Genomic DNA, 11,570 nt, shown 5'->3' with positions numbered 1-11,570 from the left:
TTCGATGAGGCCGGTGTTGTTGACCACCGTGGCTTTCAGGGCATTGGCGACGTCGGCGGTCATGATGACGGTGCCGCCGTCGGCGATGAGGGAGCCTGCGTTCTTGACCCCGGCGTAGTTGGAGAGGGTCGCCTGGTCGATGGCGAAGTGGACGAGCTTGTTGCCGTTGAGGTCCAGGGTGGCCTTGGAGCCGGCCGCCAGGATGACGTGGCCGGACTGGGCGGAGATGATGCCGGTGTTCTCGGCGTAGTCGCCGGCGAGCACGACGTAGCCGCCGTTGTGGGCGCGGATCCTGCCCTGGTTGACGAGCTTGGCATCCGGGGCGCCGCCGTGGTCGAACACGTAGTTGCCGGACAGGAAGTTGGAATCGGTGATGTCGATGGTGGAGGCCAGGAAGCCCTGGACGTCGATGGAGGCGCCCTTGCCGAAGAACACGCCGTTGGTGTTGACCAGGAACACCTGGCCGTTGGCGGAGAGGGTGCCGAGGATGCTGCTGGGGCTACCGCCCACTACCCTGTTCAGGACTACCGCGGAGCTGGAGGGCTGCAGGAACTGGACGTACTGGCCCTTGCCGATGTTGAACTGTTGCCAGTTGATGATCGCGCTCTGGCTTGCCTGGTTGATCACCATGCCGTTCGCGCTTGGGGTGCCTATCGTGGCCTGGCCGGCCACCACTTGGCCTCCGCTGGGGTTGGCCAAGGCCAGGATCGGCGTGAAGGCTCCGAGGCCTAGGCCCAGGCTGCCGCCACGCTTCAACAAGGCGTGCAGGCAGGCATCCAGGTGACGGATGGACGGACGGCGATACGACATGGCGGTTCCCCACTCTTCAGAACATGCCCCCGGTGCGCCACGGCTCATGGACCGTGGCGTCATTCCCTCCGGGTATGGCCCTCTTGGAGCTAGTTTACCTTGAATATGTCTAATCGAGAACGGAGGCTATACCCCCCGTCAGGCGTGGCCTAGAGCGTATCGATATGGAATTCAGACGACATTTATCTCAGCTTTCCGGGCAGTAATGGCAGAGCACCGTGTGGGCGCGGCCCTGCCCGTCCAGGAGGAAGGTCTCGGCCGCCAGCAGCCCCTCCACCGTGTGGTAATGGATCACCACGCTCTCCATGCCCGCGAGCACGCGGATCACGCGGAACTCAAGGTCCGGATACTTCAGCAGCGCCTTGCCGTAGATCGCGCGCAACTGCTCCGCGCCGGTGACGCAGCCGCGCGCATCGCCCGTGGCCTGGGCCAGGAACGGCGACTGCACCGTGGCGTCCGGCGCGTAGTGACCGATGATGCGGTCGATGTCGTGGGCGTTCCAGGCCGCGAGCCACTCGCGCGCGAAGCCCTCCGCGCGGCCGAGCTTATCCAACACCTGCTGCTTCATTTCTATCCCTTCCCGGATACGTCGCCGTACGAATCATACCGAAGCCGCGCCGGGATAATTCCCTCGTTCGCGCGACACGCCCTTGCCCGGCGGCGCCGTGCTGTTTAAGGTTGACCCATTCGTCTCATAGGGTGGAGGGGAATCACATGGCTCAGGACATCGAATCCCGCGGCAAGCGGCTGGCGCGTCTCTGGATACTGATCGCGGTCACGTACCTATTGGTCGGCGCCTCGCTGGGCGTGTACATGGGCGCCAGCCATTCGTTCACGCTGGCGCCGGTGCATGCGCATATCAACCTCTTGGGCTGGGCCAGCATGGCGCTGGCCGGCCTCATCTACGACCGTTTCCCGGCGGCCGGCGGAAGCACCCTCGGCGTGGTGCACTTCTGGATGCACAACACCGTGCTGCCGGTATCGATGGCGTTGCTGGCCTGCACGCTCCTGGGCAACGAGGCGGTCGCGCCCCTGACAGGCGTGATGCTGATCCTGCTGCTGGTCACGCTGCTGGTGTTCGCGGTGAACCTCTACCGCAACATGAAGTGAGGCCGCTCAGAAGGGCTTCAGCACCATCAGCACCAGGGCCGCGGCCGGCAGCAGCGTGGCGGCGAGGCCCCAGTTGAACCACCGGCGCGAGAGGCGGCGGTAGGCGTCCCAGTCCATGAAGTCGCTGGTGGCGCCCGTCTCCGCCAGGGCCAGGAGCTCGCGCTGCAGCCGCGCCAGCGTGTGGAACAGGATGCCGGAGGCGGTGAACAGCAGGATGGAGGCGGCGATCCAGCCGGTGCGAAGCATCGGCAGGTGGCCGGCGAGCGCGGTGGCGACGCCGAACACGGCGATGCCGGCGACGCTCGGCACGGTGAGCCAGCGGTCCAGGCGGATGATGGCGCGCAGCGTGTGGGCGATCAGCGTGGGGTCGTGGCTGCCGTCCGCCAGATGCTTCCAGAACACGCCCGTCACCACGTTGCCGAAGAACAGGATAACGGCGATGACGTGCAGCAGCTTGAACGCGAGGTACACCCTCAGCCCCCGTGTGCCTGCAGCACCAGGTCGCGCAGCTTGCCGGGCAGGAAGCGCAGCAGCGCGTCATGGATGCGCCGCTCGTTGCGCTGCCACTTCACCCCCAGGAACATGATGCCGAGACCGATGGCCGCGAGCAGCACCGGGAACAGCAGGCCGAAGCGGAACAGCATGGCGAGGTGGCCCAGGTAGCCAATGATGCCGAAGGCGGCGAACACCGCGAACACGCGCCGCATCAGGACCGCGCCCACCACCAGCAGGCCCAGATTGATGAGCAGGTACAGGAACTTGTTGAGTTCGCTGTCGGAGCGCTGCAACGACAGCCCACCCCAGAACATGGCCACGCCGAAGAGATACAGCCAGAAGGCGTAGTCCCGCTTGCGGCCCGAACGCACGTCCACCCAAAACGCCAGGAACGTGGTGAGGATGCCCATGCACAGGGTCACCTTCTCCCTGAGCTGCCAGTCCGGGTCCTGGTCGTTGAACAGCAGAGGCACCAGATCCATGCTGAGATACCAGAAGATCACGCCCACTATGAACAGCGTGAACGGCATGCGGTAGCGCCACAGGGCCACCGCCGCGGCGGCGAGCGTCGCCACTTCCATGAAGAACCAGCGCCAGTCTATATAGAGGTGGAAGTCCTGCAGGGTGCGCTCGCCCTCCCAGAACCCCAGCATGTGCTGGAGCGAATACACCGCCAGCGGCACGGTGGAGACGGCGAAGGTGATGGTGAGCCCGGCGGGGATGGCGAGGCCGCGCTGCAGGAACCAGTGGGTGAGTGCGATGCCGAGCGCGGCGTAGGCGAGCGCCACCACCAGCATCGGGATACCGGCCCAGGGTTCCCAGGCGAGCGTCACGAACAGCGAGAGCGCGGCCATGGCCACGAGGCCGCCCAGGTAATAGAGGATGTGCGCGGGCCTAAAGCCCGGCTCCTCGGCGGCCTGCCCGCTGAGGTAGCTCCACAGGCTCTCGGCCTGGGCGGCGCTGATCACGCCCGCCAAGGCGGCCTTATCCAGGTCACGTCGCTGCAGTCGCATGGCTTCGCTCCCATCCCCTCCTGTCCACTATGCCGCTGGACCCGGGAGCGCTGCAAGTTCGTGATAGCTGCGATACATCGGCGCCGGTAGCCTGCACGCACCGAAACCCAGGGAGACTCCCATGTCCAAGGCATTGCTGACCCTCGCCCTCTTCGCCCCCATCGCGGCCTTGGCCGCCCCGCTGCCGGCCTGCCCGCAGGATCCGGCGCTCATCAAGCAGCTGGATACCGAGTACCAGGCCGCGGTGGAGAAGAGCGATGCCGCCGCCATGGCGCGCCTGCTGGCGGACGACTTCACGCTGGTGACCGGCAAGGGGCAGGTGTACGGAAAGAAGGATCTCTTGGACCAGGCCCACGACACGGCCCTCGCGTACGAGCACCAGAGCGACACCCGGCAGAGCGTGCGCTTCTATGACGAGGGCACCGCGGTGATCACCGCGCTGCTCTACATCAAGGCGCAGTACAAGGGAGACGCCCTGGACTTCGACCTGTGGTTCAGCGACGTGTACACCTGCACGGCGAAGGGCTGGTTCTACTCCTTCGGCCAGGCCGGCGCGCACGTGCCCCACGCTTCCTGACCCGCGGCCAAAAAAAAGCCGCCGGTGGCTTCAGTCAGCCACCGGCGGCGTCGCACCTCGCCCGGATCAGCGATCCAGGCGTTCGGTGGTCACGTCATCGCCGCTGCCGCGGCGATCGGAGGTGGCGACCCGGCGCTGCTCACCGCGCAGCTTGTAGCCCAGCTCGTGCAGGCTCTGCTCCGCCTTCGCCTTGGTGAGACCGTAGTATTCCTGCAGCCTGCCCACCAGGTATTCGCCGTCGCCCTTGGCGCGCAGCAAGTCGTCGTCGGTCAGCTTGCCCCAGGTGTGCTTGATCGCACCCGAGAGCTGTTTCCAGTCGCCTTTCGCAATGTCGTTGCTCATCTCGTCACCTCTTAATAGTTATGGATCAGCCCGGCCTTGACGCCGCGGGCGGAGGCGGTATCTGCGGCCGCTCGGCCGGGGTCTTGAGACGGTTGTCCACGCTGGTCACACCGTCCACGGACTTCGCCACCGCCTCCACATTGGCCTTCACCTGCGCGTCCTGGGCGCTGCCCACCAGCGTCACCGTACCGCCGTTGACGGTCACCGCCACGTCGCGATAGCCCGCGCTCGCGAGCTTGTCCTTCACCTGTGCGGTGATGTCCGTGTCGGAGGTGGCGGCGCCCACCGCGGTGCTCGCGGCAGGCGCGGGGCTGGAGGCTGCCAGCACCGAGGTGCTGCACAGGGCGCCGGTGAGGCCGGCGGCGGCCAGCAGGGCGTAGAAAGCGTTCATCTTCTGCATGTCATGTCTCCTGTCTCGTATCCTGGCGCGGTCCCGGCGGCGGCTGCCGCCGCCGGGACCCCACGAAGGGCAAGCGTCACTTGCCCGGGGCGACCTCGAGGCCGCTGGTGTCCACGCTCTTCACGCCGTCGATCTTCTCGACGATATCCTTCACGTGCGCGATGGCATCCTTGTTGGCGAGCTGACCGCTCAGTACCACCACGCCGTTGGTGGTCTCCACGTGCACGTCGAAGCCCTTGGCCACGCTGTCAGCGGTGATCGCCGCCTTCGCCTTGGTGGTGATCCAGGTGTCGGAGACGCCCTGCTTGGTGCTGTTCGCGGCACCCTTCAGCTCGGCGCTGGTCTTGCTGCTGGAAGGGGTCTTGAGCTCGTTGTCCACGTCCTTCACGCCCTTCACCTGCTTGGCCAGGCGTTCCGCCTCGGACTTGGCGCTGGAGCTGCCGGCGGTGCCGGTGAGGGTGACCATGCCGTTGGTGGTGGTCACGCTGATGTCGGAGCCCTTGAGGCTGTCCACACCCACGAACTTGGCCTTCACCTTAGCGGTGACGGCGGTGTCACTGATGGCGTCGCCCACGCTGTCGCTGTGGGCCTTGGGTGCCGGGTCGTCGGATGCCAGGGCCGGCATCCCGGCGGCGAGCGCGGCGCCCATGCCGGCCATCATGAATAGGGTGCGGAGGGAAGGGGTTTTGGATGTTTTCATGTCGTATCTCCTGCGACGGCGCGTCTTGCACAGCCGTTGATCGTTGGAGATGCCAGTTTGCGTCGCGCGCATCGCGTCGTCTGTGCTGTGTCGCACATAACAGGGTGAAATGGCGCGACATTCCCGTGAATATGGAATACACCTGCGCGACTTGAACCGTGCGTAAAAAAATACAGGATCGCGGACGCATGGATCGCTGATATCCGCGTCGCGGCGTACCGTCCTAATAGTTATTTGATTTGCAAGATGGAGGACGGACGTGAAATACCTATGCCTGGCCTATGGTGACGAGAAGGACTGGAAGAAGCTTCCGAAACGGGAACAGGATGAGCTCCTGGCCCAAGACACGAAGATCCGCGAGCGCGGCGCGCTCATGGGCGCCGTGGAGAGCGATGTCACCACCGTACGCGCTTGGGAAGGCGTGCCCCGGGTGGCTGACGGGCCGCAGGGACGGCTCGAGGTGCCGCTCGCGGGTTTCAGCATCATCGAGGCGGACGATGTGGAAGAGGTGGTGCGGCTGGTGGCGGACACGCCCTGCGCCCGCGCCCATGGCGCCATCGAGATCCGGCCGATCATGATGCTGAACCGGGACTGACCCTCAGGGGACGCTTAAACGCAGCTCCACATCGGGGAACCAGACTTCCTGCCAGCGGGCGATCTTCTGCGCGGACGAGAGGGTCTTGGGGGACGCGGGTTGCGGCGTGCCGAAAGACTCGCCGCCACCGAAGGCGTGGGCGTTCACGGCGCCATAGCGACGGCCCTCACTCTCATGGATCACCGCCGCCAGCACGCCGCAATCGGAACAGAGCAGGAACTCCGCCTGTCCGCTGCCCTGGCGATAGCGCGCGAGCCGGCCCGCATCCTTGACGTGGATGGCGAGGGAACCCTGGGCATCGGAGATATACGCCGCGGCGTGACGGGCGCAGAACTCGCAGTCGCAGGCGCGCGGCTGATACGACTCCGGCGCACGGCTCAGTGAGATCTCGAGCCTCAGGTTGCTGCAGTGGCAGCCGCCGCTGAGGCTAGAAGCCTGCCCCATCGCCGTCCTCGTCCTCGCCGTCGTCCATGGACTCGTCGTGAGGCGTGCCAGCGTAGCCGTAGATCACGAGGCTGATCACGTCACCGCCGTCGCTCACCTCGAACGAGTAGTTGTGGCCGAGGTAGCTCCACATGGTGTGGTAGTCCTTGACCGGCGTGCGCGCGGTGGGCTCACCCACCTTCGTGAACAGCGCGGTGGCGGTGTCGCCCAGCGCCACGCCCGCCAGCGGCGCGAGCTCGGCTTCGGGGCTGCCCGTCACCTGGATGCCGTAGAGTTCGCCGGGGTGCGTGGGCGAGGTGCGCAGCGTGATGAATGCATGGCCGCCGCCCACCAGGAAGGTATAGGTCTCGGAGCCCTGCTCATCCGTGCCGCGCTCACCGTAGCTGTGGAAGGTCTTGATGGCGTCCCTCAGCGGCATGCCGAGCTTGAGCTGGCCGTACTCCTCCACGCTGGCGGGTTGGCCGGCGGCCACGGTGGGCTCGGCATGGGCCGGCTTGGATGCAGCCGGTGTGGCGACGACGGGGGGAGCCGATGCCACCGCCGCCACCTGCGGCGTGGGCGCCGGGGCTGCTGGTGCTGGCGGTACGGCGGGGACCGGCGCGACTGCGACGAACTGCGGGGCAGGCTTCGGCGCGATGGGCGCCGGTGCGGGCATGGCCACCGGCGCATTCGGCGAAGCGACGGCAACTTGCGGCGCGGCAGACTTCACTGCCACCGGTGCGGCGGCGGAGAGATCTGTCTGCGCCGGCGCGGTGACGGGCGCCGGAGCCGTGGGTTCAAGCGGCGCGGCGGGCAGCGGCGCGGCGGGCGCGGTGACCGCAACTTGCGTGGAAGGTCTCACGGATGTCGGCGCGGGCGCCTGCGGAACCTCCACCCACATCGGCGCCGAGGCATCCGGCGAGGTGGGCTCGAGCTTGAGCGCGGGCGGAGGCTCGGCGACGGGCGCGGGGAGCGGCGGCGCGTTCGCCGCCACCGCCTCGGCAGCGGCCAGTGTCGCGCTGTCCGGTGACAAACTGGGGCTGGTGGCGCTGGATGGCGTGGCCGAGACCGCCGCGGGCGCGGTGGTCTGGGTACGGGCCACGATGGCGTCCGTGGCGGCGGCGATGCAGGTGTCGATGGCGTTCGCATCACCCGCGTGCTGCTGCTGGCAACTCAAGGAAACGCCGGTGAGTTCCTGATCCGTGGCCAGCGTCAGCACATCGAGGCCGTCCAGCACGCAGCGGTGGTAGAAGTGCGAGGCTGTGGTGATCTGCTGCTCGCCCGGGTGATCGTAGGGCCACTGCAGCGTCTGATCCAGGAGCGAGCCCGGCACGTAGGCGGACTGGCCTTGCGTCACTTTCTGGAATGCATCCATCTTGGCGAGACCGTGGTCGCGGGCGCCGGCGAAGCGGCGCACCGCCTCGCCCAACGTCGCGCAGTTGCCGAGCTGGCGCTGCGTGCCGGCGCTGACCTCGTCGGCCCGCGCGGCCGGCACGTGGAATAGCGGAAGGGACAGGAGTGCGAAGAGCGCGAGCGGACGCGCGGACATGGCCTGATGACGCAAGATCCCTTCCCTCACCCCATGCCGGGCGGTGTCGCCGGCTGGGTAGATTCTAATCCTTCCCGAGCATGTCCATGAGCTTCGCCCGCACCTCCAGCCATTCTGCCGCGACGATGGAGAAGCGGGCCGTGTCCCGCGGGGTATTGTCCGGCGCCAGCCGGCTGGCGCGGATGATGCCCTCGAACCGGCCGCCGATGCGCTGGATGGCGGCACGGGAGCGCTCGTTGCGGTGGTGGGTCTGCAGGCAGATGCGCAACATGCCCCAGCCCTCGAAGGCCTGGGTCAGCATAATCAGCTTGGCCTCGGTGTTGGCTGCGGTGCGTATGGCCCGGGGACTAAGCCAGGTGAAGCCGATCTCCCCCACGTCCGGCGCATTGGAATCGTGTCGTGCGTGGCCCTTCGGCCAGTCCCAGCGGGTGAGGTCGAAGAGGCGGGTGCAGCCGATCACGGCGCCGTCCGCCTGGCGCACGGTGGCATAAGGCGCCGCGGTGCCCGCTTCCTGCCAGGCCAGGGCTTCCTCTATATAAGCGCGCATGGCCTCGCGGCCCTGGGGCACGATGGTCCAGCGGTAGAGTTCGGCGTCATCGCTCCTGGCCGCGGCCATGAGCGCTTCCAGGTGGTCGAGGCTCAAGGGCTCGAGCCGCACGTGGCGGCCATTCAAGGCGGGTGTCTGGATCTTCATGGGCTGACTATAGCGGCCAGCGTGACGACTGTTAGGTACCAGAACGGGCCGTGCTCATGTACCAGTGGCAGACGCTCACTCCGTCGCTTCGGCCGGCAGCGGCGACGGGGAACCGGCCACTGGCCGCCTCAGCAGGCGGCGGCGCAAGGCTGCATCGGCCGGCATCGAGAGCCCGCGGGCGATGAGCCAGCCCAAAGCCCAGCAGGCGAGCACCGCCGGCGGATACCAGAACCAGCCGAGTGCCACTTCTCCGGAGGCTTTGTAGAGACTCACCACGGTGAACACCACGAACATGTGGCTAAGGTAGATCTCGTAGCTCAGCCGCCCGAAACCGGCGAACCAGCTCAGTCCCGGGGGCAGCCGCGTCCCCCGCCAGTGCATGCCGAGCAGGAGCGCAGCGCTGGAGAAGGTGAGCAGCAGCAGCGTGGCGTCGTGCCACGCGGACCACAGCAGGTCCTCCACCGTGAACACCGCGGCGAGACCGAACGCGCCGGCAAGACCGAGCGCGAGGGCCACGCCGCGCCGGGGCGTCTTGGCATGCTCGACGGTGAGCGCCGCCAGGATACCCATGGCGATCGCCGCCATACCCGGGAGATAAGCCTTCTCCTGCCAGATCTCGTTCCCCGCTGCCGCGGCGTGGGTGTAAGGCAGCGACAGAGCCAGCAGCACGAGCAGCGGCAGCAGTATCGCCGTGCGCCGCGTGAGCAGGCAGACCACCGGAAAGCCCAAGTAGAAGACTTCCTCGATGGAGAGGGACCACAGCACGTCCCAGTTGCCGGGCAGGTAGCCCAAGAGCCCTTCGTACCAGTTTAGGTAGAAGCCGAGTGCCGCCGCGGCAGCGCCGGTGAGCGACTGGCCTGGGCGGTGTATCGCGTAATCCCCTGCACCCAGCAGATGGAGCAGGCTGAGGACAGCCACCAGCGCCAACAGGCAGGGGACGATGCGGGCGAAGCGCATCGCATAGAAGGCACGATAATCCAGCCGGCCCAGGCTGCCCCAGCGCCGCAGGCTGTTGCGGGCGATGAGGAAGCCCGAGATGACGAAGAACACGAACACCGCCTCGTAGCCGTTGTAGTTGAGGGCGCTGCTGAGGCGCGGCGGCAGGAACGCGCCGAGTGCCGTATGCCGGAGCGGGATGCGCAGCCCGATGTGGTGCAGCACCACGAGCAGGATGGAGAGTCCCCGCAGGAGATCTATGCCCGGGTCGCGTGAGCCAGTCGATCTCTGCATGGATGACCCTGGCGCGAGGCGCAGGTTTCGGCGAGTGTCAGGATACCGGAGTCAGCGTCAACGGACGGAACATTCACCGGGCTCGTCGAGTCCCAGGCGCTCCTTGAGCAGCGCGCTGTGGGCCTTCGAGAAGAAGTTCACGTAGCCGAGCTTGAGGCCGAGCGCGCGCATGGCGCCGACACCCAGCGCGACGGCGGCGATGATGAGCCCCGGCTGGCTGAGCAGCCCGCCCACGTGGCCGTCGATGCCGCCGATGGCGATGGGTTTGCCGACCCAGCCCAGCATGGCCGCGGTCCAGAACACGCCGAGCGGTACGCTGATGAAGCCGAAGCCGAACACCCGGCCGACCACCCGCAGGAGGTTGCGGGCCTGGGCCTGCCAGATGACGGGGTTGCCACGCACGTAGTCGGCGATGGCGTGCCACTCGCTCTCCGGGATCTCACCTACGAAGCGGCGCCCGATGTAGATCCCACGCATCCTTTCATGGAGCAATTCCAGCTCAGACATGTCTCTCTCCAAAAGCCTTCCGGTGCCAGCATCCTGCGGCCCCGTAATTAGACATAATGTTCATCGTCTGCGCAATAGATAGACTAGTCCTTCGGCCTTGAATGGATAGGAAGCGAAACGATGGCGAAGCCTGGATGCTGGGATTGGAAGGGGGTTTGCCGAAATGCCGTAGCGGCCGCGCTGCTGCTTGCGGCCTCGGCAGCAGCGGAGGATGCACCCAAAGACAGCGCGCTCTTCGTGATCCTCTACAAGCAAGGGCCGGCGTGGAAGGAAGGCGTGCCCATGAAACAGCAGGATGCCATCGGCGCCCACTACCTATATATGAAGAAGCTGTTCCAGGAAGGCACGATCCTGGATGCCGGGCCCACGCTCGATGAACCCGGCGGCGTGGTGGTCCTAAAGGCCAAGGATCTGGCCGACGCCAAGACCATCATGGCCGCGGATCCTTCCATCACCCGCGAGATGTTCACGGGCGAGGTCCACAGCTGGTCGCCCACGTTCCATGCGGCGGAACCGCTGATGGCGGACGCTGCGGCGCTCAAACCCGAGCGTACGGTGCAGGGAAACGTCGTCTCGTCCAAGCGCGACCCCGCGGTGGCGATCACCCTGCCCGCTTCCGCGGCCTATGCCGGCGCGGACCGCTGGATACTGCAGACCTATTTCGACGACATCGAGTTGCATGCATTCGTGGGCGCGGACAAGGACAAGCAGGTACAGCGCCTCTACTGGGTGCAGTTCGAGGCCTATCTCCCCTCGCACCCCGAGTACCACCACACCTATGACTCCGCGCGCCACGTGATGCTGGGCGGTCTGGATTTCCTGGTAGACACCTGGGCAGAAACCTTGGATTCCAAGGACGGGCCTGATTCCGACACCGCGCATCTCAAGGCACTGCTGGTCAAACAGGGCTACGCACTGCCCCAGTCCATGATCTTGGTGCGCTTCGTGCACCTCATGGATGGCGGCCGCAAGGAGCTGATGGTCATCTACAGCGAGCCCGCGCCGGCAGGTCTCACCGCGGCGGACCTCAAGAAAGGCGGCAAGGCCTATGGCCAGTGGCCGGGGATCGAGAAGGGCCTGATCGAGCGCGGACGGCAGAGCGTCCAGCTCCGCTGACCCGCCTCG

Annotated in this window: 15 protein-coding genes and 1 pseudogene; 4 read left to right on the top strand and 12 right to left on the bottom strand. The window is 66.6% G+C overall.

The features are described from left to right. The coding region (locus tag VF651_00965) for a filamentous hemagglutinin N-terminal domain-containing protein (protein HEX7964258.1) at positions 1-810 on the bottom strand (810 nt) is incomplete at its 3' end. A 187-nt stretch (positions 811-997) separates the two neighbouring features. Then, entirely contained in the window at positions 998-1,378 is a 381-nt protein-coding gene (locus VF651_00960; protein ID HEX7964257.1) for a nuclear transport factor 2 family protein, read from the bottom strand. Between the two features lie 146 nt (positions 1,379-1,524). Here VF651_00960 and VF651_00955 point away from each other — a divergent pair, with 146 nt between their 5' ends. Beyond that, positions 1,525-1,920 (top strand): cytochrome-c oxidase, encoded by a 396-nt coding sequence (locus VF651_00955; protein ID HEX7964256.1) that lies wholly within the window; start codon positions 1,525-1,527, stop codon positions 1,918-1,920. 6 nt (positions 1,921-1,926) lie between these two features. Here the strand turns inward: VF651_00955 and VF651_00950 are convergent, their stop codons facing one another. Both VF651_00950 and VF651_00945 read right to left on the bottom strand, forming a co-directional pair. Then, positions 1,927-2,391 (bottom strand): DUF2269 family protein, encoded by a 465-nt coding sequence (locus tag VF651_00950; GenBank protein ID HEX7964255.1) that lies wholly within the window; start codon positions 2,389-2,391, stop codon positions 1,927-1,929. Between the two features lie 2 nt (positions 2,392-2,393). Continuing rightward, positions 2,394-3,428, bottom strand: a complete 1,035-nt coding sequence (locus VF651_00945; GenBank protein HEX7964254.1) for a DUF2157 domain-containing protein — start codon at positions 3,426-3,428, stop codon at positions 2,394-2,396. A 121-nt stretch (positions 3,429-3,549) separates the two neighbouring features. Between VF651_00945 and VF651_00940 the strand changes: the two genes are divergently transcribed. After that, positions 3,550-4,005, top strand: coding sequence for a nuclear transport factor 2 family protein (locus tag VF651_00940; GenBank protein ID HEX7964253.1), 456 nt, complete (start codon positions 3,550-3,552; stop codon positions 4,003-4,005). A gap of 147 nt (positions 4,006-4,152) precedes the next feature. On the opposite strand, the pseudogene VF651_00935 reads toward VF651_00940, so the two are convergent. From VF651_00935 to VF651_00925, 3 genes and pseudogenes are all read right to left on the bottom strand, one after another. Beyond that, a pseudogene (locus VF651_00935) lies at positions 4,153-4,347 on the bottom strand (CsbD family protein). A 25-nt stretch (positions 4,348-4,372) separates the two neighbouring features. After that, complete coding sequence (locus tag VF651_00930) at positions 4,373-4,747, bottom strand: BON domain-containing protein (protein ID HEX7964252.1); 375 nt, start codon at positions 4,745-4,747, stop codon at positions 4,373-4,375. A gap of 76 nt (positions 4,748-4,823) precedes the next feature. After that, a complete protein-coding gene (locus tag VF651_00925) occupies positions 4,824-5,447 on the bottom strand; it encodes a BON domain-containing protein (protein ID HEX7964251.1) in 624 nt (207 codons plus the stop codon). Positions 5,448-5,706: 259 nt separating this feature from the next. On the opposite strand from VF651_00925, the gene VF651_00920 reads away from it, so the two are divergent. Beyond that, on the top strand, positions 5,707-6,042 hold the full coding sequence (locus VF651_00920) for a YciI family protein (protein HEX7964250.1): 336 nt from the start codon (positions 5,707-5,709) through the stop codon (positions 6,040-6,042). Positions 6,043-6,045: 3 nt separating this feature from the next. Here the strand turns inward: VF651_00920 and VF651_00915 are convergent, their stop codons facing one another. The 5 genes from VF651_00915 to VF651_00895 all read right to left on the bottom strand — a co-directional run bounded on the left by VF651_00915 (position 6,046) and on the right by VF651_00895 (position 10,415). After that, a complete protein-coding gene (locus VF651_00915) occupies positions 6,046-6,486 on the bottom strand; it encodes an aldehyde-activating protein (GenBank protein ID HEX7964249.1) in 441 nt (146 codons plus the stop codon). After that, the gene (locus VF651_00910; GenBank protein HEX7964248.1) at positions 6,470-8,014 is read right to left on the bottom strand and encodes a hypothetical protein; all 1,545 of its coding nucleotides are present in this window, start codon (positions 8,012-8,014) and stop codon (positions 6,470-6,472) included. The genes VF651_00915 and VF651_00910 overlap by 17 nt, the downstream gene beginning before the upstream one ends. A 64-nt stretch (positions 8,015-8,078) precedes the next feature. Beyond that, positions 8,079-8,708 (bottom strand): GNAT family protein, encoded by a 630-nt coding sequence (locus tag VF651_00905; GenBank protein HEX7964247.1) that lies wholly within the window; start codon positions 8,706-8,708, stop codon positions 8,079-8,081. Positions 8,709-8,783: 75 nt separating this feature from the next. After that, positions 8,784-9,938, bottom strand: coding sequence for an acyltransferase (locus tag VF651_00900; protein ID HEX7964246.1), 1,155 nt, complete (start codon positions 9,936-9,938; stop codon positions 8,784-8,786). A 57-nt stretch (positions 9,939-9,995) separates the two neighbouring features. Further along, positions 9,996-10,415, bottom strand: coding sequence for a hypothetical protein (locus VF651_00895; protein ID HEX7964245.1), 420 nt, complete (start codon positions 10,413-10,415; stop codon positions 9,996-9,998). Between the two features lie 150 nt (positions 10,416-10,565). Between VF651_00895 and VF651_00890 the strand changes: the two genes are divergently transcribed. Then, positions 10,566-11,561: a YciI family protein gene (locus tag VF651_00890; protein ID HEX7964244.1), complete on the top strand. Its 996-nt coding sequence runs from the start codon at positions 10,566-10,568 to the stop codon at positions 11,559-11,561. Positions 11,562-11,570 lie beyond the last annotated feature (9 nt).

It is taken from the genome of Gammaproteobacteria bacterium (assembly GCA_036383255.1).
Lineage (GTDB): Bacteria > Pseudomonadota > Gammaproteobacteria > Natronospirales > REEB76 > DASUBN01.
This window is presented reverse-complemented; position numbering and strand designations above follow the sequence as displayed.

Bases quoted from the DNA above. Each gene is read 5' to 3' on its own strand.
- VF651_00960 (HEX7964257.1), bottom strand. From the start codon at position 1,378: ATGAAGCAGCAGGTGTTGGATAAGCTCGGCCGCGCGGAGGGCTTCGCG.
- VF651_00955 (HEX7964256.1), top strand. From the start codon at position 1,525: ATGGCTCAGGACATCGAATCCCGCGGCAAGCGGCTGGCGCGTCTCTGG.
- VF651_00945 (HEX7964254.1), bottom strand. From the start codon at position 3,428: ATGCGACTGCAGCGACGTGACCTGGATAAGGCCGCCTTGGCGGGCGTG.
- VF651_00940 (HEX7964253.1), top strand. From the start codon at position 3,550: ATGTCCAAGGCATTGCTGACCCTCGCCCTCTTCGCCCCCATCGCGGCC.
- VF651_00930 (HEX7964252.1), bottom strand. From the start codon at position 4,747: ATGCAGAAGATGAACGCTTTCTACGCCCTGCTGGCCGCCGCCGGCCTC.
- VF651_00925 (HEX7964251.1), bottom strand. From the start codon at position 5,447: ATGAAAACATCCAAAACCCCTTCCCTCCGCACCCTATTCATGATGGCC.
- VF651_00915 (HEX7964249.1), bottom strand. From the start codon at position 6,486: ATGGGGCAGGCTTCTAGCCTCAGCGGCGGCTGCCACTGCAGCAACCTG.
- VF651_00910 (HEX7964248.1), bottom strand. From the start codon at position 8,014: ATGTCCGCGCGTCCGCTCGCGCTCTTCGCACTCCTGTCCCTTCCGCTA.
- VF651_00905 (HEX7964247.1), bottom strand. From the start codon at position 8,708: ATGAAGATCCAGACACCCGCCTTGAATGGCCGCCACGTGCGGCTCGAG.
- VF651_00900 (HEX7964246.1), bottom strand. From the start codon at position 9,938: ATGCAGAGATCGACTGGCTCACGCGACCCGGGCATAGATCTCCTGCGG.
- VF651_00895 (HEX7964245.1), bottom strand. From the start codon at position 10,415: ATGCGTGGGATCTACATCGGGCGCCGCTTCGTAGGTGAGATCCCGGAG.
- VF651_00890 (HEX7964244.1), top strand. From the start codon at position 10,566: ATGGCGAAGCCTGGATGCTGGGATTGGAAGGGGGTTTGCCGAAATGCC.